The organism is Paracoccus cavernae (genome assembly GCF_042430175.1).
Lineage (GTDB): Bacteria > Pseudomonadota > Alphaproteobacteria > Rhodobacterales > Rhodobacteraceae > Paracoccus > Paracoccus cavernae.
Genome location: NZ_JBHMDZ010000003.1, coordinates 39470 through 64935, shown reverse-complemented (window position 1 = coordinate 64935; position 25466 = coordinate 39470). Strand labels below are relative to the sequence as shown.

Below are 25466 nucleotides of genomic sequence, written 5' to 3'. Positions count from 1 at the left end.
AGCGAGGCGGAAATGCGCGGTCTGACCGGCGGCGATCTGGTCGGGTTTCTGGACCGGGAATGTTGCCTGCCGGTTCGCGGCGCCGCCCGTGACGGGGATGTCGGGGTGATCGCGGTTGCCGGACACCGCGTCGCCGCGATCCGGCATGGCGGGAAATGGGCTTTTCGCAAGCCGCATGGCGTCGGGATCGTCCGCGCTAGAGCTTTGAGAATCTGGGGATAGAGGATGCCACAAGTCGGGGCGTGGCTCGCCGCTGTTTGGACAGCGGGCGGGGCGGGAGCGTTTGCGCTCAAAACGGCGGCCAGCATCGCCTTGAATGCGGCCATCGCCAAGGTGACGGCCCCCAAAGGGCCGAAGCCGCGCGATATCCAGACCGAAGCCCGCGAAAGCGCGGCACAGCGCGTCCGGCATCTGGGGCGGGTGCGTGCCTCCGGCACGGTGATGTTTTGGGATTGGACACGGGTCGGTGGACAGCGCCGTCTCTTCAAGCTGCTTGCGGTCGGGCAGGGCGGCATCACGGGGGTCGAGAAAGTCTGGCTCAACGACACGCTGGTCAGCCGATCGGGTGAGGCGGTCACGACCAGCCCCTACAATGGCAGGGTCTCGGTCCGCTGGCGCAGCGGCTTTGGCGATGAGCTCTCCGGCGGTGCCTTTGCAACGCTGCAGGCAGGCTTCGGTGCCTGGACGGCGCAGCATCGTCTCGACGGTGTCGGTACCATTCTCGGCGAATTCGACGCGGTCAAAGGCGAGGATGTGGCCGAGGTCTATAGCGGTGGCGATCCCGATATCACGGCCCTGATCCGTGGCGATCGCTGCTATCGACCCGCTGACGGTACTTATGCCTGGTCCGACAACCTCGCGATCCAGTTGCGCGATGTCTTCACGCATCCGCTTTACGGCCCGCTCACGCTTGACGATATCGACAATGCCTCCTTCATTCAGGCTCAGCTTGATTGCGATGACGACTTGCCCAAGCGCGGTGGCGGGACGATCAAACGCTATAGCGGCGGCGGCAGCTATTCGTTGTCCGAGCCAGTGGTCGATGTCGCGCGCCGGATCTCGGATGCCTCGGCCGGTCAGATCTACATTACGACCGAAGGCAAGATCGGGTTTCGGGTCGGTAAATGGCGCGCGCCGAACCATACCATCCGAGGCGAGCATATCGTGGCGCTCGATATCGGTCCGGGCTCCGGCGAGTTCGAGCGCGTCACGACCCTGATCCCGAAATATGTCGCGCCCGAGATCGACTGGCAGGAAACCACCGCCGATGCCTGGGAGGATGCTGCCGCGATCGCACTCTATGGCGAAAGCGCGGAAAAGGAACTGGACGTGCCGTGGGTGCAGCACCACGGGCAAGGGCGCCGCTTGGCCAAGATCAAGCTGGCAAAGCTCAACCCGTCCTGGCGCGCGACCATCAAGCTCCGCTTCTGGGGCCTGCTCCTGCTCGAGGAGGAAACGGTCAGGCTGCATCTGCCCGAACTCGGCCTGAGCAACGCCCCCGCATGGGTCGACAGCTTCGCCTTCGATGCCGATGGTGACGAGGGCGTGGTGACGGTGAACCTCATCGCCGCCGATCCGGCCAGCTTCAATTGGACTGCCGCCGAGGAGGGGGATCCTCCAAGCACACCGCCGGCCATCAGCCATGAAGCCCCCCTTCTGGCCGCGCCGGTGATTTCCTCGCTCGTCGTCATGACCAATGACGGCCCGCCCTATATGGTGCTCGCGGTCGACGACACCACCGGTCCCTACTATCTCGGGGGCCAGTATTGGCGCGAGGGCAGCACGCAGCGCTTTGATCTGGAGGTGCAGCAGACCCCCAGTGACGGGAAGATCGTTGCGCGCTCACTGCCGAATGCCGATCGCGGCCAGTACAATGTGCAGGTTGCCTGGTACACGACGCGCCTCACGGGGCCGGCTACGATCGGCTTGGGCAAGCGCGCATCAGAATATGCGACGGTGACCGGCATCGAGGTCTTTGCCAATACCACCCCGCCCGATGCGCCGGCCGTCATCAGCCAAAGCGGCACGGCCGGCGGCAGCTTCACCATTATCTTCGCCCCGGATCTCGGAGCGAACTACTATCGCACCTCGCTCTGGCGTGGCGCGCCCGGCTCCACCTTTGCCGACGCGACCTTCATGCGCTGGAGCTATGACACCTCCTCCGAGGTGGCGATCACCGGCAGCGTGCCGGCAGGCGGTGCGCGCTACTGGCTCCAGTCGGAGAACGGCAGCGGCAAGACATCGGCCGCGGTGCTGGTCGGACAATACATCCCTTAATTATTGAGGTCAGACATGGTCAATCCGACCAATTCCCCGGGTACGATTTACCCGACCGGCAGCCCCGTGGCCAAAGGCGATATCCGCCAGTGGATGAGCGAGATGATCGCGCAGGTAAATTCCGAGTTCGCCTTCTCCGGCAAGCAGTTCGGATCACGCGCACAGGCCGCCTCCGTCGGTCAAGCGGGTTTGCCTTCTACCTTGGGCATGATCGTCACCATGGAAAGCGGCGTGCTGACCTATCGCCTCTCCCATCTTGACGCCGACGACCCGCTGTTTCCGGGCGCCGCGCCCTATTGGGGCGTGGTGCGCCGCGTGGATACGATGACCCTCGCACGCGATGCCGGCCTGATGTCGCTGGCCAATATCGGCGGGACGGCCGACGCACTGACGGCGGAACTTCCCTCGGCCGCCAAGCGCAACGGGGTTGCCGCGATCTCGGGGACTTCGACCGTACTGATTTATGTCGCGGGCACGAATACGGTGGAACCAACCCTGTCGATCGATGGCGGCACGGCCATGGTCATCAAAAGCGAGGCCGGTGCCGCCTTTGCTGCAGGCCAATTCGGCGGCGGGCGCTATTACCAGCTCACCCGCCACGGCTCGGGCTGGCGCGTCATGGCGGGCTCGGTCGGGATTGCCGATCTCGCCAATGCCGTTGCGGCCGAGGCGGTCGCGCGCGCGCAGGCACTCGCCGGAACCAATGCCATGATCACCGGCGTCAGCGCTGAACTTTCCCAGCCGATGGAAACCGCAGACCACGACGGTGTTCATTGGGGGTTCTGGGATGGTGCGGGAAACGGCCTGCTTGGCTGGTCGGAAACGGGTATGCGCGTCATCCTCGATGATGCCACGCTGGCGAATGCCGGTCCGCGCCTGCTCTCGGATCCCGGTCTCGATGTCGCACTGAGCACGGCGGAAACCCTCGATGCGCGGGTGCTCGAGCGCGATGCGGCGGGCAATGCGGTCGTGCTCTGGCGCGAAGATGGGTTTGACGCGCATATGTCGCAAGACTTTTGGGATCGCGGTCGCGCCAAGCTTCAGATCGAGGGCGGGCTGCTATCGACGACTGCCGTGCAGATCTGCGGCGTCGACGGGCAGTCCCTGTCGGTCGGCGGCGCGTTCACAGCGGCCCTGACGCGCGCGATGCTCGAGGCTTTGGGCGGTGATCACTGCCTCCAGCTTGCCGGCATGCAATTCTCGGATGCGGTGCCGATCACGGATACGCTCGGGCCGCGTGTGAAAGGCTACAACCTGACCAAGGCCGCCACCGGCTTCGAGCGGGCGCAGACGGGTAGCGGTGCCAGCGGCATGGCCTTTCCGGCCTTCGCTCTGCTCAATGCCCATCGCCGCGATCTCGGCTTGGCGCAGGTGCCGATTGTCACCAGCTGCCACGGCATCCCCGGCATTGCGATCGAGGATATGGATGCTGATCCGGCGACCGGCTCGGGGCAGGTAACGGTCTGGAGCAATTTCAGCTACTGGAACGCGCAGGCGAAAGCGGTGGCGGAAGCCGCCGGCAAGGCGATCTTGCCCGGCTGGCATCTTTGGGATCACGGCACCTCGGCCAAGACCAGCCCGCGCGGCGACTATCTGGAAAAGTGGTGGAAGTTGCAGGCCGAGAGCCTCGCCTATTGGCGCGGGCAGGGTTTGCCCGCCCCGCGCTACATCCTGACCCAACCGAGCGGCGATGCCGACACCACCAACGACGGGGCTACGGGCTGGGCGGTCNGGAGCCTCGCCTATTGGCGCGGGCAGGGGCTGCCCGCCCCGCGCTACATCCTGACCCAGCCGGGCGGTGATGCCGACACCACAAGTGACGGAGCCACGGGCTGGGCGGTGTGCGACGACATGCTCGATCTTGTCGAGCAGGGCGGGGCGATCCTCGGCACCTGCCAGCATTGGTACGAGATTGCCGACAACAACGTCCATCCCGACGCGGAGGCGACGGCACTTGCCTCGGAGACCTGTGCTTGGGCCATGGCCGAGGTCGAGGCCGGTCACCGCTGGTCGATCCTGCGCCCGCACCTGCTCTCGCATGAAGGCGGCGTCCTGGTGCTGCAGTTCGCCAGCCTGCGCGAGGATGAGGCACTCGCTCTTGAGGATGCGGCCAAATACGGCGGGCAAGGGATCGACGCCTTTGCGGGCTTCGAGCTGGTCGGGGGCGCGATCACCGCCCTGACCCTGCGCGGCAACACCGCCCGCATCACCTACACTGGCGCACCGACGGTCCTGAGCTATGCCATGCAGATCCAGAACGTCACCGGCATTGCGGGCAACCGTTACACCGCCCATCGCGGCCTGCTGCGCACTACGTTGCAAAAGCCCTCCAAGATCCTGCCGGCACGCAAGCTGCAGCGCGCCATCCCCTCCTTCACCCTGAACCTCGGAGCATAGCATGCGCCTCAACTTCGACTTCCTCGCGGCGGCGGATGCCCATTTCGGGCGCGTCAAAACCATCGACGAATTGCTGGCCGAGATCGCGAACCCGATCGATATCTGGGAGGTGAAGCCCGAGTATCTGACCGTCACCGACGGCAAGGTCTCGGCATGGACCGGCAAGCACGGCCGCCAGTTCGTTCAGGCCAATGCTGCCCGCCGCCCGACCTATACCGCCGACGGCTTGCGCATGGGCAACGCGGCGATGGACGCCCCCGAGGCCTTCATGAGCCTGGCCGGTGCCCAGATCGGCGCAGCTCCCGCTCTGGCGGTCGCGACCAGGATCCGCCTCGCTCCTGCCGCAATCGCGAGTGATCTCGGCTACCTCTGGGCGGGCAGCACGCCGATCCTGCGCCTGACCTACCGCTACACCGCCAGCAACAACTATCTGCGCGCCAATATCCTCGGGGCCGCGAACAGCCTCGATGTGGATCTGCCGGCGGGGCAGGACACCATCGGTGCGGTTCTGGTCGCGGACGGTCCGGCCTTCAGCCTGCATCTGCCGGGCGGGGCGACGGCCAGCTTCGCCGCGGCCGGCAATGCCGACTTTGCCAACCTGTTTATCGGATCGGGCACGGGGGCGGCCGCCGCGCTGAACGGCTGGCAACAGCGCTTCGGAATGTGGCGGCATGTCCCCGATGCGGAACAGCTGGCAACGCTGCTGAAATGGGTGGGGTGATGACACGGCAGAAAGCCGCGGGAGGCGTCCTCAGCCGGACGAAGCCTCCCGCGCAGGCTTGGATCGCGGGGGACAACCTCGAGCCAGCCACAGCTCGGCAGAGACAGCGGCAAGGGTCAGCGTAACTCGCCTATGGCGGGAAACAAGTAATCCTTTGGAGCAGGTTTTTCCTGCGCATGCGCATGGCACTCTGGGGAGGCACCACGCGCAAGCGCAGAAATGGCTGCTGTGCTCGCCGTTGGAGTTCAAACCGCGCCAGCCAGCTCGGGGAGAGCGCGGTGACGAATAGCGAAACAACCGCTGGCTGCAATACCGCAAACAGGACGCCGAGGAGGCGCAATGACAGATCCATCCTCATTCCGTTCGCCCGAGTTCTGGGTGGCGGTTGCGATCGCGCTGATCGTGAAGATCAAGACGACGGCACAACTGGGCCCGGTTAAGGTGATCACCACGATCGTCGTAGCCGTTGGTGCGGCTTGGGTCGGGACCGATTACACGGCCGACGTTCTGGGTGTGCCCGAGCCGGTCGCGGCCGCGATCGTCACGCTGACGGCAGAGGGCGCTATGCGCTTGCTGCTGATTGCGGTCGACAACCCGAAGAACGCTATCGATCTCTGGAAGCACTGGCGGCGGTAACGAAGCGGTTTGCGCGTTCCATCGCTTGCTCTGTAAACGGCCTCGTCGGTGTGTTTTGCAAAAACCAACGAGGCCGAGGCTCGACAAGCCAAAGCGCGCGAACCCAAATCTCTATACCGCCTTACCCTCAACAGAGGGAAGCATTTCAAGTGCATTCAGGACTTTAGTTCGGTGAGCGCGCTACATGGCAATTGCGCGGGCCCACCATTGCCAGTGGAAGCGGCCTTCGCGCGCGCGTGCACGTGTCTTCACGAGCGAAGGCCTAGCGCAGCATGTTACTCGTTCGACGACACGTGTCCCGAGGAATGTTGCGCTATGTGTAGGAATAGAGCTCGTTAGATCCGTGGTCATTGATCTATGTCAGGGAGCCCGAGCTTGTCGGCCAGCTCCTGCAGCGCCGCAATATCGGCGTCGTAAGTGTTCCCCGACTTGGGGAATCTTTCCTTTTGATGGCGATAGAAGGCCAGCCATTTGGGAAGCTCTTCGAGCGGGTAGGCGTTGGACCACGCCTTGCCTTCGAGTGTGAAGGTTGTGTCGTCATGTGAGGTCTGCATGCGGCCTTCTCTACCGCGTGGCGCGGCTATGCAACCCTCGGCCGCAATCACCTGACCGGCCCCCGCTAAGCCGCGCGACAGGGCAGAGGCCGGGGCCCGCGGCAGACTCCTCCCCAGAAGGCGCGAGCCGTCTTCATTCTACCACACCGCCCCGCCTTCGAGCGGGGCTTTTTTCATATCTGGAGAAACCCATGGACAGGATCATCATGCGCTGGAAGCTGACTGCGGCTCCTATCGGACCAGTCGCCGCGCTGCTTCCCGAATTTTCTGGAGACTTAGTCGGCCCTCACCCCGCGCCGTGGAGTGAGGGCCGTGACTCGGCCAAACTTCCAGGAAAGGCCAGTCATGCTAACTTTATCACAACTCCAGGCAAATGGACGAATTTTGTCCGGGTGAAGCAGTAACCGGCCCCGGATCCGGCAATCGCAAGCCGATCCGGAGCCGGGGCTCGATCAAGCGAATCTGTTCGGGATCGCGAGAGCCTGAGTTGATCTTAGCACGCCCCGCCTTCGAGCGGGGCTTTTTCATATCCGGAGATGTCATGGACGGAATCATCCTGCACTGGACGGCGGGCGCCGACGGTGTGACGCCGCATGAGGCGGACAGCTACAACTTCCTGATCGACTNCTTTGCGGGCTTCGAGCTGGTCGGGGGCGCGATCACCGCCCTGACCCTGCGCGGCAACACCGCCCGCATCACCTACACCGGCGCGCCGACGGCCCTGCGCTACGCCATGCAGGTCCAGAACGTCACCGGCATTGCGGGCAACCGCTTCACCGCCCATCGCGGACTGCTGCGCACTACGTTGCAAAAGCCCTCCAAGATCCTGCCGGCGCGCAAACTCCAGCGCCCGGTTCCTTCCTTCACCTTGAACCTCGGAGCATAACCGTGCGTATCAACTTCGATTTCACCGCCGCGCCCGGCGCCCATTTCGGCCCCAAGCAGACCATCGACGAGTTGCTGGCCGAGATCCCGAACCCGATCGACTTCTGGGAGGCTCGTCCCGAGAACCTGACCATCACCGACGGCAAGGTCTCGGCATGGACCGGCAAGCTCGGCCGCCAGTTCGTTCAGGCCAATGCCGCGCGCCGCCCGACCTATACCGCCGACGGCTTGCGCATGGGCAATGCGGCGGGCGATGGGCCCGAGGCCTTCCTGAGCCTGGCCGGTGCCCAGATCGGCCCCGCTCCCGCGCTGGCGATCGCGACCAGGATCCGCCTGCCACCCGCGGCCCTGACGCAGGATCTGCACTACCTCTGGGCGGGCAGCGTGCCGATCCTGCGCCTGACCTATCGCTACACCAACAGCAACAACTATCTGCGCGCCAATATCCTCGGGGCCGCGAACAGCCTTGATGTGGATCTGCCGGCGGGGCAGGAGACCATCGGCGCGGTTCTGGTCGCGGACGGGCCGGCCGTCAGCCTCCATTTGCCGGGCGGGGCGACGGCCAGCTTCGCTGCGGCTGGCGATGCCGATTTTGCCAACCTGTTTATCGGATCGGGCACGGGGGCAGCCGCTGCGCTGAACGGCTGGCAACAGCGCTTCGGGATGTGGCGGCATGTCCCCGACGCGGAACAGCTGGCAACGCTGCTGAAATGGGTGGGGTGATGACGCGGCAGAAAGCCGCGGGAGACCGCGCCAGCCAGGCAATGTCTCCCGCGCAGGTATGGATCGCGGGACGTGTGCGATCCAGCCGCGCCAAGCACAGGCGGCAGACGGGGCGTAAGTTCATCTTTGTCGGGAAGCAAGTAATTCTTTGGAATCGAGTTTTTCCTGTGCGGACGCGACAGCGTCGAGCAACGTGTCACGCCCGCATAGGAATGGCTGCCGTGCTCGCCGTTCGATTTAGAACTGCGTCAGCCAGCCCGGGGAGGGCGGGATGACGAATAACGAAACAACCTGTGATTGCAATACCGATCGCCGGACGCCGGGGAGACACAATGACGGAAATCCGAGAATTCTGGGCCATGATCCTCGCCGCGATTGGCTTCGTTGCTTGGCTGGTCCGGCTGGAAGCCCGCGTGAACGCAAACGCCAAGGAGGTGTTGCGGCACGAGGAACGATTGCGTGGCCTTGAAGCGGCGCAGCATCAGCAGGCGATTGGTGCCGCCGAGACCCGCGAGGCAATCAAGAGCATCAAGCTCACGGTTGATAGGATCTATGCGCAGATCTCCGCACAAGGCCGCGTCACCCACTGGGACGACAAGACCAGCCCGCCGAGGTGACCGGCCCCCGAAAACCGCGAAGAACTGGGGGCCGATCCGCTCGCGGGAGTTCCACAAAGAAACGCGAGCAATACCATCATATCACGCCGCCCTGTGAACGTCACGGGGACAGCTGAATGCACGACTTATTACCTTCCGATGGTTGTCGTCGGCTGTGTCGTGGTTGCTGCGAACACGTTTCACTAACTGGCCAACAGTAGATCGGGCGTTTAAAAGAAAGCGTCGATCAGATTGATGACTGCGAGAATCTTACGTGTATCGCGGTCGATCCGGTAAACCCTTTCGTCATCGCGGTAATAATCCCACCCGCGGCGATAATCGAGATCGTAGCGATCACGGTCGCGGATCAGTCGATAGTCGCCAATACGCAAGGTGTCGCCGATTCTGGTGCCATAACGCTTTCCGACCTGACCGGGAGGAATGCAGGGCGGGTCCTTCTTGGCCAGCCCAGGTGGGCAATCAGCAACATAGCGCGCGCGGTTGCGGTGATCGCGTTCCGGGCCCCTGTCGTGGCTATGACGCGCACCGTTTCCTTTGCCGTTTCCACGACCATTGCCCGGGTCGGCAAAGGAAGGTGCGGAGGATACTGCCCCCAAAGCTGCGGCTAGGATCAAGCTGGCTGTCCGGTTCATCTCGAGTTCTCCTGAGATACTTCGCATTCGGTCATACCCTGAAGGCTCGGTTCAGTTGCATCACGAAATTTGGATGCGGCGAAAGTTGGCTCAAAGCAGCCGGCGCGAAGATGTGCGCATGACGGGCAATGACAGATCCACCCTCTTTCCGTTCGCCCGAGTTCTGGGTGGCGGTCGCAATCGCGCTGATCGTGAAAAATTAAGACCACCGCGCAGCTCGGGCCGGTCAAGGTGATCACCACGATCGTCGTCGCCGTTGGTGCGGCTTGGGTCGCGACCGATTACACGGCCGAGGTTCTGGGTGTGCCCGAGCCGGTCGCGGCCGCAATCGTCACGCTGACGGCAGAGGGCGCGATGCGCTGGCTGCTGATGGCGGTCGATAACCCGAAGAATGCGATCTCGATCTCTGGAAGCACTGGCGGCGCTGAAATCTCTGCCAGAGGTGACCGGCCCTGCCGGGCTAGGTGTGGCAGCGTCGGCAGGGCCAGTCTGCTCGCTGAGACTGTCATCAGAACGAGCAGATCAACCATACCACAACGCCCCGCCATCGCGCGGGGTTTTTTCATGGAGAAACCATGGCCGTCAATCTCACGCTGGGGCACACCCAGCGGATCATTCAGGCTGCGCGGGCCGCGGGCCTCTCAACGCCCCAAACAGCCTATGTTCTGGCAACCGCGCTCTGGGAAGTTGTGTCGTGATTGCCGTCGCAGCTTTGCGGTAACCGGCCCCCACAGGTTTGCGCACCAGGATGTGGGGGCCAGAGTTCGCTCGCGGCTCTCCGTTCCGAAAGCGTCCCGAAAGGACCCTAGCACGTCCTGCCGCCTTTTGGCGGGCTTTTCATATCCGGAGATATCACCAATGGAATCATCGTTCGCCGGAAGCGGAGTGCGGCTCCTATCGGACCAGTCGCCGCGCTGCTTCTCGAATTTTCTGGAGGCTTAGTCGGCCCTCACCCCGCGCCGTGGAGTGAGGGCCGTGACTCGGCCAAACTTCCAGGAAAGGCCAGTCATGCGAACTTTATCACAACTCCAGGCAAATGGACGAATTTTGTCCGGGTGAAGCAGTAACCGGCCCCGAACCTGGCAATGACGAGCCGATCCGGAGCCGGGGCTCAATCAAGCGAATCTGTTCGGATTCGCGAGAGCCTGAACTGATCTTAGCATAACTTCTTCCTAAGGGGGCCGCATTTACGCGTTCTGCCGGAACCCCGAGCTAAATCTTCGCCTAGGGGCGATGGGCTCGGGCGTAAGGGCCGGCCCCCAATCAATTTGCGCAACAGGAGTCTGGGGGCCGGTGGGAACCATCTGGGTATCATCAGGTGTCCCGCAAGCACTTTAGCACGACTCGCCGCCTTTCGGCGGCCTTTTCATATCCGGAGACATCATGGACGGAATCATCCTGCACTGGACGGCGGGCGCCGACGGTGTGACGCATCATGAGGCGGACAGCTACAACTTCCTGATTGGCCGCGACGGGACCATCACTCCGGGGAAGCATGCACCCGAAGCGCAGATCCCGCCGCTTAGGAAGGGATCCTATGCCGCCCATACCCTGAACGCCAACGGCAACCGCATTGGCGTCGCCCTCGATGCCATGGGCGATGCCAACGAGCGCCCGTTCCGCGCCGGCCGCTTCCCGATCACCGAACTGCAGCTGGATGTGCTGGTGACCTTTGTTGCCGATCTCTGCCTGAAATACCGCATCCCCGTGACGCGGCGCACGGTGCTGAGCCATGCCGAGGTCCAGCCGACGCTCGGGATCCGGCAGAACGGGAAATGGGACATCAGCTGGTTGCCCGGCATGGCCGCCCCCGGCGATCCGGTCGCGGTGGGCGACCAGCTCCGCGCGCGGATCCTCGCGGCCATGGGCCAGCCCGCGATCGAGCCGGTCGCCTTTACGCCGGTGCTGCGGCGCGGATCCAAGGGCGATGCCGTCCGCCGCCTGCAAGAGCTTCTGACGGGGCAGGGGCATGTTCTCGGCAAGGTCGACGGTGATTTCGGCGAGCGCACCGATGCCGCGGTGCGGATCTTTCAAAAGCTCGAGCAGCTGAAGCCCGACGGGATCGTCGGTGCGCAGACCTGGGCAAAACTCAACAAGGGACAGTGATCATGGACATCATCAAAGCGGCGCTTCTGCCGCATCTTCAGGAAATCATCGGGATCCTGCTGGCCTCGTTGATAGGCTGGGCCGCGAATACCGCCCGCCGCAAATGGGGCATCGATATCGAGGCCAAGCACCTCTCCGCTTTGCAATCTGCCCTCATGACCGGCGCCCGCCTCGCGCTCGACCGCAATCTGGACGGCAAGGCCGCGCTCGCGGTGATCATGGGCCACGTTCAATTGAGCGTCCCTGACGCGGTGATCGGCCTCAAGGCGGACCAAGAGGTTCTAACCAACCTTGCGCAGGCATCCCTTTCCAAAGTCACCAAAGAGGCCGCCAGCGCAGTGCAGGGAGCTGGTGCGGCGATTTCCGCAATGGTACAGGCCGAGGTTGCTAAAGCGCTTCCTGCTGCCGCTCAGGTCACAATGAGCCAAGGTAGCAAGCTGAACGCTCCCCGCCGATAATCAGAACCGCCCTCGGCTCACGCTGGGGGCGGTTTTTTGCGTTTCGGGGACGGGGTGGATCAGGCTATTTCCTACGATAGAGCTCTTCGAGCTCACCAATCTCGCGTAGGATCGCGACCACGTCTCGGACCAGCTTCACTGAGCGCCCCGTTTCCAAAGCTATATCTTCGACGCCATAGCCTTTGCGTAAAAGCTTCTCGATCATCCTACCGGCCCCCCCATGCAACCCTAAGATGTTCGCTTTATGTTCGGGTGACTGCAAGCTGATTTCTGGTAGTTGTGGATAACCCTTCCCCCGCCTTACCTGATCCACTTCACCACCCTTTCCGCCCGTTCTTATCGTCTAAGTTGCTTCCCAAGCCGAGAGGCGCTGCAATCGGCACTGCTCAACGGCGCGCGTCTGGCGCTCGAGCGCGGCTTGCTGCGCGCGAGCGACGAAACCGCTAGGGCGCGCGGCATGACCCGTTCGTCCTTCTTGGCGTCGTCGGCTCGTCGGGAGCTGGTGGGAGCTGCCTAAGAGAAAGCTCCGCGCGGCGTGAACCGGCGGGGCGTCAGTGACCAGCTTGGCCGCGCATCATTGATGAGGCGGGCATTTGACTCATGTCCGATCAAGGCACATGCTCTGGCATTCCGGATCTAAAAAGGAATTGCCCGTGACAGATCTCAGAGACTGGATGAGGGCGAAAGCTCAGGATGAGGCGGGCAGCAAAGCCAGCACAGCAACCGAGCAAAGTGTGCCTGATGAAGTGATCGAGCGACTGGACCGACTGGAGGCGAAAGTGGATCGCATCTTGCTTATGCTTGGTCGCCCATAATTAAAGGCCCCGCCTGCATTGCTGCGGACGGGGCCAATCCAGATGCTTGCGGTGATCAACCCGCGCGGGGCGGTTGGTTTCTTTGCCATATCGGCCTCAGCTATCCTCGCCGGTCCAGTAGCACTGCGGACAGGTGCGCGCGTCGCTGGCGAACCGGAAGCACGGGCGGTCCTTCTTGGACGGGGAAACGGATTTCACGGCACCCTTCCCGTCGCATTTCTTGCAGATCGCCATGTCGGGGCCTCGGCGGGGGGGCAATATGAAGAAACCTTATACTGCTCTGGTGATTTCGGAGGGGGCCGCGCCGATTGGAGCGGGGCCACGCCCTCCCCGCTCGGGAGGCGAGCGGATGGGCTGCGGGTTTGACGCTGAGAGCGCACGACCTCATTCTGAGATGAATTATCGATAGGGGCAGGAAGTGTCAGAGCAACCAACGGATGGTGTCTACGGGGTAATAGTTGACGACAGACACATTGCCGAACTGATGATCACGTTCTTCCCCACATACGACGGTCAAATTGTGGCAAAGCTTCCAGGAAGGCACATTGATCGGCTGCGGGATTGCTACTCAATCACCCTGCGGCCCAAGAGAGTGGGCAGAGACCTGACAGCACATCTCTATGACTGGGATGTGAACAATGACGGGCATGCTGTGGTGGCCGTTGTGTGACCCCCCTGAAACTCAAAGCGCCCGCGACGATCTCTCGTCCGGGCGCAATAATCCTTCTGGCAACAATGCAAGATCTGTTGTGGGGTGTCAACGGCGCACAACTGAACCTGCGAGGACTGCTCTAATTTCGTGCCACGCTTAGCTAGTTTCGCCTCACCTGTCTTTACGTTCCTCTCGGACGTGACTTAGCATGACTGCGAAACGATCAGGAAGGCGGCGCGATGCTGATCCGGGTGGGCGACGAACGCACCAAGTCGATTGATCTGGCGTTAGCGGGTATCATGTCATCAGTTGCCGGGGCGCTGAATGCGGTGGGCTTTCTTGCCGCTGGATCCTTCACAGCTAACATGACTGGAAATGTCTCGGCATTTGCCGACCATCTCGCCAATGGCCAGCTGACCTTGGCCCTCTCGTTTTTGGGACTGCTCGGCGCGTTCGTCTCGGGTGCATTTCTGGCAGGCCTGGCGGTTCAGCATGCAGAAAAACGCCGCTTGCGGTCCATTTACGGCCTTCTCGTCGCCGTCGAGGCAGTGCTGCTAATGGCAATTTCCCTCACCATCCCGCCCCGCCCATATTCCGAGCAGGAGGTCGCACTCGTCTTTGGCCTGAGCTTCATTATGGGCTTGCAGAATGCGACCACCACATTGATCTCGCGGGCACGTGTGCGCACCACCCATGTCTCGGGGATGGCAACGGATATCGGGATCGAACTTGCCGCCTTGATCGGTGGTCCTGAAATTCAGCAAGAGGCTCGACCCAAACTCAAACTTCACAGCCTGACACTGTTTTGCTTCGCGGGAGGTGGAATTCTCGGTGCCGTGCTATTTGGGCTGATTGGTCACGGACTGTTTCTGATAACCGCCGCACTGCTCTTGCTGATCGCGTTGCCCGAACTGATCCGCGCTCATCGACCCTGAAGTAACCGTGACGCGGATCTCGACCGAGAATTGGCCAGCCGCCACAATTGGCGCACATACCTTGAAACGGCTGGCCACGCTCGAAGTGTAGGGAACTTGCGAGCTGCGGCGCTTATGCAGGACAGGTTCGGGGATGAAAAGGCTTTGGCTGACCAGCCCGCGTCAACTATGCGCGGGCCGGTCAGATTGGTTGATCGTTACTCAAAAACTCGGCAAAAACACAAACTTAGCACTACGCCTTTTCTCTACTGCACAAGGATAGGTTTTGTCATCTGTCGAAATGGTTAAGTGCGTTTCTACCTAGGTAGTTTTGCCTATATGGCTGGGGCCGCGCTCCCGCTCCGCCACCTGCCCGTAGACGAAGTCTATATGCCCCTCGACGCGATCCCATGCGTCTTGGATCGCGGGCGTGCCCTCGGCCACGCTGGCGCGGCAAAGGGCGTTGGTCTCGGCGTGCCTTTTCGTGACGCGCCGGTTGCCGTAGCGGGTGGGCGATATGGGTTTCCCATATCGCTCATGCCTAAACCTCCACCAGATCAGGGCCGTGGCCTTAGCGCTCGAGCTTGTCGCCCAAGCCTTTGATCATCGCCACGTGTCATTTATCCGCCCTGCATGCGGGCTGGGCCAATGACCCGGAAGCCGACCCTGCTGCGCATGCAAACTGCAGCTAGGTCTCGCATTGCCTCCCTGGATAGTCCCCTCCGAGCATTGGATGGTTTCTTGATGGGAATTTTTTTTTACAAAGGTTGCGCGGAGAGGAAAGATGTCCCTATCCTTGGAGGGCCCTTCATTGCTGGGAGGAAGTGAAGGGAACAGGGCGACTTGAGCGGTCAGTGCCTGCGCGCCGATCGCCATGGCGTCCCCAGAAAGGTATGTGACAAAGGGAGGGACACGAGGATGCAGCTTACCCAGCTGAGTACGACGGTTACTTTGACGCTTTTGTTTCTGTTTTTCGGTTTGACGTTTCTTGTCTCGCTATCGATTGGGCGGAAACAGGAGAACGCCGATGCCTATATGACGGCCGGCAATCAGGTGGGCTTCGGGATATCGGCTGGATCCATGACCGCGACCTGGATCTGGGCGGCCTCGCTCTATGCGGCGGCAACCTCGGGTTACACATATGGCGTATCTGGTCCGATCCATTACGGGCTTTGGGGCGCCTTGATGATCCTTTTCATCTATCCGTTCGGAAAACGCATCCGTTCTTTGGCCCCCGAGGCACATTCGCTGGCCGAGATCCTGCAAGCCCGCCACGGCAGTTCCAGCCAGCTCTTGTTGGCAGGATCGAACATTCTGGGCAGCCTGCTCAGCATCACCTCGAACTTCATTGCGGGCGGTGCGCTGATCACGATGCTGACCCCGCTCAGTTTCAGTACGGGCATCCTGATAATCGGCGGCGGCATCCTGCTCTATTCTCTCTGGTCGGGCATCCGCACCTCGATCTTGACGGACTTTATTCAGGTCTGCGCCATGTTGGCCGCTGTCATCATCATCGTGCCCGCGATTTTCTTTGCTGCGGGCGGGCCCGCGATGTTCACCGAAGGAGCGGTCAATCTGACTGCACAGCAACAGAGCTTTTTCTCGAGCGACGCCTTCTTCAATCAAGGTGCCCCCTATATCGCCGCAGTTCTGGCCTATGCGATCGGCAACCAGACAATCGCACAGCGCCTGTTCGCGGTGCGCGAAGACAAGATCCGCGCAACCTTCGTCACGGCCACTTTCGGCTATGGTGCCACAGTGATCGGCATCGGCATGCTGGGCGTTCTGGCCCTTTATGCAGGCGTCACGCCGCTTGACGGCAATGCGAACAATCTCGTGCCGCAGATGGCCGCGACCTATCTTGGTCCGGCAATGCTGTGCCTGTTCTTCATTCTGATCATCGGCTCGCTCGCTTCGACAGCGGATTCCGATCTGGCGGCGCTGTCTTCGATCGTCATGACGGATATCTACGGCCGAAATCTTGCGAAACCGGGTGAGGTCAAGCCGCATCTCATGCTGCTTGTGGGTCGCCTGACCATGATCGCCGCGACCATTATCGGGCTTTATCTGGCGGGAAAGCAGTTCAACATCCTGGAGTTGCTGGTTCTTGTCGGAGCAATCTGGGGCGCATTGGTGTTTCCTGTCATTGCTAGTTTTTATTGGAGCAAGGTCACGAACCGGGCCTTCTCTGCTGGCGTTCTCGGGGCGCTGATCGTGTTCTTTCCGGTCCGCTTCGGCTGGATCGCACTGGATGGCGTGATAGGCCTCGTCACCGACGCCATGGCCTGTATCGGAATCGGAGTTATCGCCGGTCTGATGGCTTTCGGCTTCTTCGGTCGCAGAACTGGGATCTTAGTTGGCATCGCGGCTGTCTTGGCCTCCTTGCCCTTCGGCATAGGGTTCTTGTCACAGTATCCCGTGCTTACCGCATCGCTGCTGGCTTATGCTGTCAGTACGATTCTGTGCGTGGCATTGTCGTGGAACAGTGACGAAGATTTTGACTTCTCAACAATCGCCGAGAAAACCCGCCATTTCGATGATGTCGACCCAATGCCTGTCACCAAGGAGGCAATCGCATGAGCACGACCCTTTTAACGATCTATGTCCTGATCTGGCCGGCAATTGTCGCGATTGTCTTATGGGTGTTGGTCAGTGCCTTCTTCAAGGAATGGCGTGAAGCTCGCCGTGACGGACGGCCGTTGATTTAGAAGACAGAGCTGAATCGCGTTCGGGCGGGTTCCTTGAAGGTTAGGGGCCCGCCTAATGTATTATCGCCATATCTCCCAAGAAAAGCGGTAAGCTGGTCGACCGAAAGTTTTACACCTAAGTGGGCGAGCCTAACAATCCTTCACTTAAAAGCGCTATGCGGCCAAGCAGTAAAGCGATGCTGCGCGCAACTCACGACTGCGATACGGCTTGGTCGAGAGCCTGTTGGACTGCCGCCAACACGGGGCTCGGGTTGCGGCCTGCGTTCGTTTCCTTTTGGGGGCTGGCCTCAAGGATAAATGTCGTTTTGTTTGTTTTTCCATTCCATTTTCGTAAACCTGCGATATTGATTTGATTGAATATTAAGACGTTTAGCATGATTTTTTGAAAGGGGCGGGCATGTGCCAGACCTGTTTTGAGACGATCACCGAGGGCGGGCGACAGTACTTTTGTCACTGCAGCAGTCCCATGACGCTAGCTGCGATGCGTCGGATCGAGGCGGATATTTCCCGGCGGCAAATGTTGGGAGGGATGTCGGCGGTGGTCGGCATGTTCGCAGGGTTTGGGCTGGCTCCGAATGAGGCGCGGGCACAAGGTGCCGACCGACCGATCCTGCTAACCAATCTCAACTACTTTGACGGCCACACGCTTAGCCTTCATCGGGGCGCAGACATCTTGATAGAAGATGGGCGCATTTCCGCTTTTCTCTCGACGGGGCAGGGTCCTGAAGATGTCGAGCATATTGATTGTGGCGGGCGCACCGTCATTCCGGGTCTGATCGACACCCATTGGCACACGACTTTGGCGGCAATCAGCCAGATTGCGGCAATGACGCAGGATATTGGCTTCGTCCATCTCATGGCTGGCAAAGAGGCGGGTGCGACGTTGATGCGCGGTTTTACCACGGTACGCGATGTCGGTGGCCCCGCCTTCGGTTTGCAAGCTGCTATCGATCGCGGCGTTACTGTCGGGCCGCGTATTTTTCCGGCAGGCGCAATCATCTCGCAGACCTCGGGTCACGGCGATTTCCGCCTGCAGAACAGCCTTCCTATGATGCCGGTCGATCAAGCTGACTATGCCACCAAGGCGGGTGTCTCGACGATTGCCGATGGCGTGCCTGATGTGTTGCGCCGCACGCGTGAGCAGCTGATGAAGGGGGCAAGCCAGATCAAGATAACGGCGGGGGGCGGGGTCGCCTCTCAATATGACCCGCTGGAATCGCTGCAGTTCACCGAAGACGAGATGCGTGCTGCGGTCGATGCGGCGAGTGATTGGGGAACTTACGTTTGCGCCCACGTCTATACCTCGCCCGGTATTCGCCGTTGCATTGCGGCAGGCGTGAAGTCGATCGAGCATGGGCAACTGGCTGACGAGGATACCGTGCGGATGATGGCCGACACGGGGACCTGGTGGTCGATCCAGCCCTTCCTCGCTGACGAAGATGCCAACCGCTATAGCGACCCCAAGGCGATTGCAGCACAAAAGGAAGTCGCGGAGGGCACCAAACGCGCATTTGACTGGGCCGATAAGCATCAGGTGAACTGGGCGTTCGGTACGGATATTCTTTATGGCGGCGGTGAAAGTCAGGGGCGCCAATTAGTCAAGCTTGCGCATTTCATGTCACCTCTGGCTGCACTTCATCGCTCAACCGGTGCGGCGGGGGATCTACTGGCACTATCGGGCGGGCGTGCGCCCTACGAAGGGCGCCTTGGTGTCATTGCTGAGGGGGCCTTGGCTGATCTTCTGGTGATCGATGGCGACCCCGAGACTAGTCTCGATTGGCTTTCGGACACCGGCAACCTGCGGCTCATCATGAAGGGCGGCCGCATCTTCAAGAACAACCTGTGAGGAACAGCCATGATGCGTAAACTTTTTGCGGGCGCGGCCCTGTTTGTGGCCTCGGGGCTTGCGGTCAGCGCCGGAGAGTGGACGGGGCAGGTCACCCCGTATGTCTGGGCTGCCGGCGTCGGGGGTGACATCACTCCCTTCACCGGCGCGCCCAGTCTGTCCTTCGATAAATCTGCAAGCGAGATTCTCGAGGACGTGGACGGTGCGTTTTTCCTGTCGGGATATGCGCGCCGCGACCGCCTGGTTCTGATGGGGGATCTGAGCTGGTCATCCAGCTCGAAAGCCGGAGCGATCCCGCCCGGTTTGCCCGCCGAGGCCAAGCTAAAGCAGCGGTCGCTGACCTTGCTTGCCGGTTGGCGCGCGGTCACCAATGAAGAGATGTCGCTTGACCTTCTGGCCGGTCTTCGGGCGTGGAAGATCAAGGGCAGTGTCGATATCGCCGGAGGCATGCTTTCGGCCTCGCCCAACAAGGATTTCGTCGATCCTCTCGTCGCAATTCGGGCAAATTTTAAATTGGCTGATAAATGGTCGTCGATTTTCTATGTCGACTATGGCGGGTTCGGTTCGGGTTCGGACAGCACTAGCCAGATCCTCGCTACGGTGAATTATCAGGCGAACGACAACCTTTGGCTTTCGGCTGGCTATCGCCAGCTCAATGTCGATTACCGCAGCGGCGGTACCAAGTTCGACGTGAGCATGGCTGGCCCGTTGCTGGGTGCGACCTGGCGCTTTTGAGGATAGAGACATGATCCGTAAGCTCGCTTTCGCGTTTTCCGTGGCCCTGACGGCAGCAGCCCCTGTTGCCGAAGCCTGCACCCGCGTCATTTATCACGGCCCCGACGGCCGCAATTTGACCGCGCGCTCGATGGATTGGAGCCTGCCGATGGTTTCCAACCTTTGGGTCTTTCCGCGCGGTATGGCCCGAAGCGGCGAGGCCGGCGAGGGTTCGCTCGAATGGACGTCGAAATACGGCAGCCTCATCGTCTCGGGCTATGATATCGCGACAGTGGACGGCATGAACGAGAAAGGTCTAGTCGCGAATATGCTCTGGCTGACCAGTTCGGTTTACCCCGAGCCTGAGGACAAGACGCCGCAGCTCTCGCTGTCGCTCTGGGCGCAGTATTTCATGGACAACTACGCCAGCGTCGCCGAGGCGGTTGCCGATATGAAGACAAATCCCTTCAATGTCGTCAGTGCCGATGTGCCGATGCAGCCCGGAAGGCTGACGACCGTTCATCTGTCGTTGTCCGATGCCAGCGGCGATAGCGCGATCCTTGAATGGATCGATGGCGAGTTGCAGGTCCACCACGGTGCCGAATACAACGTCATGACCAATGACCCGCCCTATCCCGACATGCTGGCGCTCTCGTCCTATTGGAGCGGGGTCAATCCGCGCGAGATGCTGCCCGGCACGACACGAGCGGCCGACCGTTTCGTGCGGGCTAAGACTTATATCGATATGGTGGTGCAATCGGACGACCGCCGCATTGCGGCCGCCGCAGCCTTTAGCGTGATCCGCAATGCCTCTGTTCCTTATGGCATCAGTACTGAGGATGCGCCTAACCTTTCCACCACGCGTTGGCGCACAGTGGCCGATCAGAAGGACCGCATCTTCTACGTGGAATCCGCGATCTCGCCAAACGTGTTTTGGATTGATCTTGAAAAGCTGGATTTCTCCGAGGCGAGCGGTGTGCGCAAGCTCGATCTCGGCGAGGACATGGTTAACCTGCATTCGGGGGAGGTCTCGGCCGAATTTGTTAAGTCAGAGCCTTTCCGGTTCGAGGCCGTGCCGTAATTCGTCGACTATCACGTTTTCACGAGCCGTTGGCGAATGGGTGTTGGGGGGCGGCCCCAGCACCTTGGTTACGACCGAATGCGTTTGCCAGGATTGCAGCCCCGTGGCTGGCTAAGGTTGCGGAAGAGTTGGTGCTCTCCTGTGGGCAGGGGCAGGGAGGGTTTCTAGGTCATCCTGTAAGCCTTTGTTTTTTCATGCATGCCTTCCCTGTCGGTTGTGCGGGCAAGTTGTTGTTTTAAATCTTAAAGGCCCGTTCTGTCGGGATCACCATGAAATCAAGCATTTGCGTCTCATTTAGGGGTTTTCACTTTGTTTCGTTGAACCGGAGCGAGACGACGGAACTCCAGCGCGCCCGCGACCCTCTTCAGGTGATCGGGGGAGAATCGGGCATAAGTCGAGCGGGAAACCTTCGAATTGCAGTGACTGAAATACTGCGCCACTTCCTCCGTCGTTACGCCAGCCTTGGCCATAAAGCGGCGCGCGGCAGGTCGTGCGGAGTGCCGTGGTCGGGCCGGAGACTAGCCGCCCGCTTCGGGAAGGATTTCGATCTCCCATGCGCCTGTCGCATTGACCTGCACGCTATAGGTGCCGGCGCGCTCGATCAGGAAGGTGCCGTCTCCGGCTCCGGCGCGGTGGAGATTCTGGACGACCGAGCCTGCTTCGTCGAGCAGATAGATCACCATGACGACATCTTTGCTGGTGAAATTCAGCCTGCTCGGGGCGGCGATCTCGAAGCGCGGGGTAATGCTGCCGCCTTTGCCGGAAAAGCGCGCTATCGCATCGGGAGCGGCGAGGCTGTCAAAGCAGGCAAGCCGGACCTGATCTTGCGCGATAGCCTGACAAAGGGCCATGCCTTCGGCAAGATCGCGGGCGGTGGCGGGCAGGGTGGCCAGCAGCAGTACCGAAAGGGCCAGCGTGGCGCGCCAATGCCGCACGGAAGGGAAAGCGGCGGGCGGGCTCGGACCGTCCGCCGCAAGGGGATTTACCAGTCGACGGGGCATCCGGTGCAGTTCTCCATGTGGACGCCCTCCCAGATCGCATAGGGGATGCGGTTGCCCTCCATCTTCGCATTGGCGAAATCGGCATTGTAGAACTTGGTTTCCATCAGATTGGTCGCGACCAGCGTCGCGCCCACGAATTTCGACTTGGGTGCCATTGCGGCCTCAAGCGAGGCCGCGGTCAGATTGGCCCCCGAGAAATCCGCACCCGATAGGCGCGTGTAATCGAGATTTGCGCCGGTCAGATCTGCGTCGCGAAAGCTCGCGCCCTGCAGCTGGCCGACCTCGAGAATGGCGCCGGTCAGGTTGGCGCCGCTCAGATCCGCGCCCTTCATGTCGACGCCGAACAGATTGGCGCGCATCAGGTTCGCCCCTTTGAGGTCGATGCCGTTCAGCTTCATGCCGCGCAGATCGGCATGGCGCAGATCCGCGCCGGGGCAGGCCGCGCCGGGGCCGATTTCGCAGCCGCCGATGACCAGAGGCCCTTCTCGCGGAGTGGGCTCGTCCACGATCACCGGAAAGCCGGCCTGCGACAGCGGCTCGTTGGCGGCTGCCAAGCCTGTCGTCACCACCAGCGCGGCGACGATAGAGACGAATTTGATCATGATATGCTCCGTTGGGAAAAGCGGGGCCGGAAACCGGCCCCGCAGCCATCTGCGATGCTTAGTTGCTGGCGGTCAGGAGCTCGTCGGGGATCTCGAAGACCCAGAAGGAGCCGCCCTGGCTGACCTGCGTGGTCAGCGTCGCCATATCGCCGCCCCAAAGCGGAACCGCGCCGCCGTAGCCCGAGGCGATGCCGAGATATTGCTTGCCGTCCAGCTCCCATGTCACGGGCTGCGAGACGATGCCCGAGCCGGTGTTGAAGGTCCAAAGCTGCTCGCCGGTCTCGGCATGGAAGGCTTTCACGAAACCGTCCGAAGTGCCGGTGAAGACCAGATCGCCTGCAGTGGCAAGCGCGCCTGCCCACAGCGGGAATTCCTCCTTGTGCTCCCACTTCTTCTCGCCGGTGGCCGGATCGAAGGCGCGCAGGACGCCGATATGGTCATCAAACAGCTTCTTGATGCGGAAGCCTTGGCCCAGATAGGCGGCGCCTGCCTGATAGGTGACGTTCTCGGTCCAGTAATCCTCGCTCCAGTGGTTGGCGGGGACATAGAACAGGCCGGTCTTCTGGCTATAGGCCATCGGGTTCCAGTTCTTGCCGCCGAGGAACGGGGGCGAGACCTGAATGGTCGGTCCTTTGTCCTCGCCCTCGGCCGGAAGCGGCGGGCGCTGGCCTTCGTTCTCGATCGGGCGGCCCGTTTCCAGATCAATGCCCTTGGCCCAAGTGATGCCGTCCACGAAGGGGAAGGCGTTCAGAAGCGCGGTCGGTTTGTTGATTTCGGTCCCGCGCTGCGAAAGCGCATCGGTATCGGTCACATAGAAGAAGCCGTTGCGGTCGGCGTGGGCACCGGCGCGGTGCTTGTTTCCGTCCTTGTCGGTGTAGTCGAACAGGATGATCTCGTTGTTGCCCGAGAAGTCCCAAGCATCGTTCGGCGTGTGCTGGTAGAAGCCCACGACCTCGCCATCCGTCGGATTCACATAGGCCTGACCCGAGGTGTAAAGGCTGTCGCCCGGCGTGCGTGCCCAGGTGTTCCACGGCGCGGGGTTGCCGGTGCCGACAACAATCGTGTTGGTTTGCGGATCATAGCTGGCCGATTGCCAAGGGGCACCGCCGCCGTGGCTCCAGGCTTCGACCTTGGTGCCGTCCGCGTTGTTGGGCCAGCTCGGCGCGGCCGGATCGCCGGTGATCGTGCCTTCCGCACCTGCGAGATTGCCTTTGTGGCCTTCGACGAAGGGGCGCATCCAGATCTCTTCTCCGGTTTCCACATCGCGGGCATAGAGCTTGCCGACGACGCCGAATTCGTCACCCGAGCTGCCGTGGATCAGCATGACGCGGCCGGTGTCCTTGTCCTTCACGATGGTCGGCGCGCCGGTCATCGTATAGCCGATCTTGTGATCCTCGAACTTCACGCGCCATTCGACTTTGCCGGTATCTTTGTTGAGCGCATAGATCGAGGCATCCAGCGCGCCGAAGAAGACCTTGTTGCCGTAGATTGCGGCGCCGCGGTTCACCACGTCGCAGCAGGGGCGGATGTCTTCGGGCAGACGGGCTTCGAATTTCCACAACCGCTTGCCGGTCTTGGCATCGAGCGCCCACATCCGCGAATAGGATCCGGTGACATAGATCACGCCGTCATGAACCAGCGCCTGTGTTTCCTGACCGCGCTGCTTTTCGTCGCCGAAGGAAAAGGCCCATGCCGGTCGCATATGGGCGACGTTTTGCGCGTTGATCTGGGTCAGGGTCGAGTAGCGCTGGGCGTTGTTGCCCATGCCGTACATCAAGACGTCATTGGTCGTCTCGCTGTCGGCCATGATGTCTTCCCAGGTGACATCTTTGGCCATCGCCGGTGCGGTCAACGCGCCGGCACAGGCAAAAGCGATGGCGCTTGCCGCCGTCAGCTTGAGAAAGGCGTTCATCTTGCAGTCTCCTCCGTTGCGGCCGGCGCTGTGCCATGCCCATGCTTTTGACCGGTAGTGGACCTGCCCCGTATCGGGACGGGCCCTTGTTGGATCGCGCGGCCTTGCCCCGCGACCGTCCGCTCCTCCGCCGACGGTCGCGGGGGCTGCACCCGTTTACTGGCGCAGCAGACCCGAGATCAGTTCGCTTGCCATCGGCGCGTGATTGGCGCCGCTACGCAAAAGGAAAGCCGCCTGCTGCAGCGCGCTGACCGAGCGCGGCGCACCCGAGAGCGCCTCGAATTCCGCGCCGGTCGCGTCGAGCTCGGCGGCAATGGTTTCGACCTCTTCGGGCGTGGCGGTGGCGGGCAGAGCCTGCACCTTGTCGCGCAAAGCGCTGATGTCGGTGCCGCGCGCGGTCAGCTCGTCGGCGTCGGGGCGGGTCTCGATATAGGTGCGGATCGCCCAGATCGCCTCGGGGGTGAGGATGTCGGCGAAGGGCGGCATCTTGACCGCGCCGTTCTGCTCGTAACCGTGCATCACACGGTCGAGATACCATTCGTCGCCGAAGTCGTTGGCCTCGAGATAGCGCAGATCTGGGGCCAGACCGCCCGAGATGGCCTCCAGGCCGTGGCAGCGGGCACAGTTGCTGTTGAAGCCCTTGCCGCCGATATCGACGGCTTTGAACAGCACCTCGCCCTCGGCCTCGCGCCAGGGGTTCACGGTGCCGACCTCGTCGGGCAGATCGGGCAGGCCGGTGGTATCGACCGAGCGGGGCGCGGTATCGCCATGCGCAAAAGCCATGGCCGCGGCAAAAATCACAGGTGCGGCGAGCGCTGCGGGCTTGCGAAGCATTGTTTCGTCCTTGGTTGCTGGGCTTTGGAAGTGATGCGGAATTGGCCTTCATTTCGGCACAAAGTTTCTCGCGATAAATTGTCCATTGGTCGAATAGGCAATCGCCATGCAATCGGCATGTCCAAAAATTATCTCTTTGAAACAGGTGGTTGGGTTGAGGACCGGCACGTCCCGAAGGCTCGCGAAAAGCGTGATTTCACCCTGCATGATCGGAGGTGAGGTCTTCGGGCGGGATGTTTTCCCGCGCCCGACAGGGGAAATTTCCCCGCCTGAATCCATCCCCTGGGCAAGGCAGCCGGACATGTCGCAAGGCGCGCCGCGAAGGGCGCGCTGCGGAAACACGCGGGGGATTCGGGCAGGGGGGATTTTGCCGGTTTCGGG

25 protein-coding genes are annotated in these 25466 nt (G+C 61.6%); 16 read left to right on the top strand and 9 right to left on the bottom strand.

Annotated features, from left to right (window positions below; translation table 11 throughout):
- Positions 1-225: 225 nt before the first annotated feature.
- The 3 genes from ACFFUC_RS05430 (at position 226) to ACFFUC_RS05420 (ending at position 6031) form a co-directional block, all read left to right on the top strand.
- Positions 226-2277, top strand: a complete 2052-nt coding sequence (locus ACFFUC_RS05430; protein WP_377684283.1) for a phage tail protein — start codon at positions 226-228, stop codon at positions 2275-2277.
- Positions 2278-4675: 2398 nt separating this feature from the next.
- Positions 4676-5395 (top strand): hypothetical protein, encoded by a 720-nt coding sequence (locus ACFFUC_RS05425; protein ID WP_377684281.1) that lies wholly within the window; start codon positions 4676-4678, stop codon positions 5393-5395.
- Between the two features lie 339 nt (positions 5396-5734).
- The gene (locus ACFFUC_RS05420; RefSeq protein WP_377684279.1) at positions 5735-6031 is read left to right on the top strand and encodes a hypothetical protein; all 297 of its coding nucleotides are present in this window, start codon (positions 5735-5737) and stop codon (positions 6029-6031) included.
- A 347-nt stretch (positions 6032-6378) separates the two neighbouring features.
- On the opposite strand, the gene ACFFUC_RS05415 is transcribed toward ACFFUC_RS05420, so the two are convergent.
- On the bottom strand, positions 6379-6585 hold the full coding sequence (locus tag ACFFUC_RS05415) for a hypothetical protein (RefSeq protein ID WP_377684277.1): 207 nt from the start codon (positions 6583-6585) through the stop codon (positions 6379-6381).
- 191 nt (positions 6586-6776) lie between these two features.
- On the opposite strand from ACFFUC_RS05415, the gene ACFFUC_RS05410 reads away from it, so the two are divergent.
- The 3 genes from ACFFUC_RS05410 to ACFFUC_RS05400 all read left to right on the top strand — a co-directional run bounded on the left by ACFFUC_RS05410 (position 6777) and on the right by ACFFUC_RS05400 (position 8810).
- Positions 6777-6989: a hypothetical protein gene (locus ACFFUC_RS05410; protein WP_377684275.1), complete on the top strand. Its 213-nt coding sequence runs from the start codon at positions 6777-6779 to the stop codon at positions 6987-6989.
- A 484-nt stretch (positions 6990-7473) separates the two neighbouring features.
- Complete coding sequence (locus ACFFUC_RS05405; RefSeq protein WP_377684273.1) at positions 7474-8193, top strand: hypothetical protein; 720 nt, start codon at positions 7474-7476, stop codon at positions 8191-8193.
- Between the two features lie 332 nt (positions 8194-8525).
- Positions 8526-8810, top strand: a complete 285-nt coding sequence (locus ACFFUC_RS05400) for a hypothetical protein (RefSeq protein WP_377684272.1) — start codon at positions 8526-8528, stop codon at positions 8808-8810.
- Between the two features lie 209 nt (positions 8811-9019).
- Here the strand turns inward: ACFFUC_RS05400 and ACFFUC_RS05395 are convergent, their stop codons facing one another.
- Entirely contained in the window at positions 9020-9442 is a 423-nt protein-coding gene (locus ACFFUC_RS05395) for a hypothetical protein (protein ID WP_377684270.1), read from the bottom strand.
- A gap of 281 nt (positions 9443-9723) precedes the next feature.
- Positions 9724-9858, bottom strand: a complete 135-nt coding sequence (locus tag ACFFUC_RS05390) for a hypothetical protein (protein ID WP_377684268.1) — start codon at positions 9856-9858, stop codon at positions 9724-9726.
- Positions 9859-10017: 159 nt separating this feature from the next.
- On the opposite strand from ACFFUC_RS05390, the gene ACFFUC_RS05385 reads away from it, so the two are divergent.
- The 7 genes from ACFFUC_RS05385 (at position 10018) to ACFFUC_RS05355 (ending at position 17095) form a co-directional block, all read left to right on the top strand.
- Positions 10018-10140, top strand: coding sequence for a hypothetical protein (locus tag ACFFUC_RS05385; protein WP_377684267.1), 123 nt, complete (start codon positions 10018-10020; stop codon positions 10138-10140).
- Between the two features lie 685 nt (positions 10141-10825).
- A complete protein-coding gene (locus ACFFUC_RS05380) occupies positions 10826-11548 on the top strand; it encodes a peptidoglycan recognition protein family protein (protein ID WP_377684265.1) in 723 nt (240 codons plus the stop codon).
- Positions 11549-11550: 2 nt separating this feature from the next.
- Positions 11551-12006, top strand: coding sequence for a hypothetical protein (locus tag ACFFUC_RS05375; protein WP_377684263.1), 456 nt, complete (start codon positions 11551-11553; stop codon positions 12004-12006).
- Positions 12007-12659: 653 nt separating this feature from the next.
- Positions 12660-12821 carry a hypothetical protein gene (locus tag ACFFUC_RS05370; RefSeq protein ID WP_377684261.1) on the top strand — a complete coding sequence of 54 codons (162 nt, stop codon included), beginning with the start codon at positions 12660-12662 and terminating at the stop codon, positions 12819-12821.
- 891 nt (positions 12822-13712) lie between these two features.
- Positions 13713-14408, top strand: coding sequence for a YoaK family protein (locus ACFFUC_RS05365; RefSeq protein WP_377684259.1), 696 nt, complete (start codon positions 13713-13715; stop codon positions 14406-14408).
- Positions 14409-15305: 897 nt separating this feature from the next.
- Entirely contained in the window at positions 15306-16967 is a 1662-nt protein-coding gene (locus ACFFUC_RS05360) for a sodium:solute symporter family transporter (protein ID WP_377684257.1), read from the top strand.
- The gene (locus ACFFUC_RS05355; protein ID WP_377684255.1) at positions 16964-17095 is read left to right on the top strand and encodes a putative transporter small subunit; all 132 of its coding nucleotides are present in this window, start codon (positions 16964-16966) and stop codon (positions 17093-17095) included. The genes ACFFUC_RS05360 and ACFFUC_RS05355 overlap by 4 nt, the downstream gene beginning before the upstream one ends.
- Before the next feature lie 190 nt (positions 17096-17285).
- Here ACFFUC_RS05355 and ACFFUC_RS05350 read toward each other — a convergent pair whose 3' ends face one another.
- Positions 17286-17549, bottom strand: coding sequence for a hypothetical protein (locus ACFFUC_RS05350; protein WP_377684253.1), 264 nt, complete (start codon positions 17547-17549; stop codon positions 17286-17288).
- Between the two features lie 12 nt (positions 17550-17561).
- On the opposite strand from ACFFUC_RS05350, the gene ACFFUC_RS05345 reads away from it, so the two are divergent.
- Genes ACFFUC_RS05345 through ACFFUC_RS05335 form a run of 3 tightly spaced genes read left to right on the top strand, consistent with a single transcriptional unit; the run spans position 17562 to position 20736 of the window.
- Positions 17562-18941, top strand: coding sequence for a metal-dependent hydrolase family protein (locus ACFFUC_RS05345; protein ID WP_377684251.1), 1380 nt, complete (start codon positions 17562-17564; stop codon positions 18939-18941).
- A gap of 9 nt (positions 18942-18950) precedes the next feature.
- Entirely contained in the window at positions 18951-19676 is a 726-nt protein-coding gene (locus ACFFUC_RS05340) for a hypothetical protein (RefSeq protein WP_377684249.1), read from the top strand.
- Between the two features lie 10 nt (positions 19677-19686).
- Positions 19687-20736 carry a linear amide C-N hydrolase gene (locus ACFFUC_RS05335; RefSeq protein WP_377684247.1) on the top strand — a complete coding sequence of 350 codons (1050 nt, stop codon included), beginning with the start codon at positions 19687-19689 and terminating at the stop codon, positions 20734-20736.
- A 518-nt stretch (positions 20737-21254) separates the two neighbouring features.
- Here the strand turns inward: ACFFUC_RS05335 and ACFFUC_RS05330 are convergent.
- From ACFFUC_RS05330 to ACFFUC_RS05310, 5 genes are all read right to left on the bottom strand, one after another.
- Positions 21255-21737 (bottom strand): hypothetical protein, encoded by a 483-nt coding sequence (locus ACFFUC_RS05330; RefSeq protein WP_377684245.1) that lies wholly within the window; start codon positions 21735-21737, stop codon positions 21255-21257.
- On the bottom strand, positions 21719-22339 hold the full coding sequence (locus ACFFUC_RS05325) for a pentapeptide repeat-containing protein (protein WP_377684243.1): 621 nt from the start codon (positions 22337-22339) through the stop codon (positions 21719-21721). Before ACFFUC_RS05325 ends, ACFFUC_RS05330 begins: the two co-directional genes overlap by 19 nt.
- Positions 22340-22397: 58 nt before the next feature.
- The gene (locus tag ACFFUC_RS05320; protein ID WP_377684241.1) at positions 22398-24251 is read right to left on the bottom strand and encodes a PQQ-dependent methanol/ethanol family dehydrogenase; all 1854 of its coding nucleotides are present in this window, start codon (positions 24249-24251) and stop codon (positions 22398-22400) included.
- Between the two features lie 156 nt (positions 24252-24407).
- Positions 24408-25085 (bottom strand): cytochrome c-550 PedF, encoded by a 678-nt coding sequence (gene pedF / locus ACFFUC_RS05315; RefSeq protein ID WP_377684239.1) that lies wholly within the window; start codon positions 25083-25085, stop codon positions 24408-24410.
- A 48-nt stretch (positions 25086-25133) separates the two neighbouring features.
- On the bottom strand, positions 25134-25427 hold the full coding sequence (locus ACFFUC_RS05310) for a hypothetical protein (RefSeq protein ID WP_377684237.1): 294 nt from the start codon (positions 25425-25427) through the stop codon (positions 25134-25136).
- Between the last annotated feature and the right edge of the window lie 39 nt (positions 25428-25466).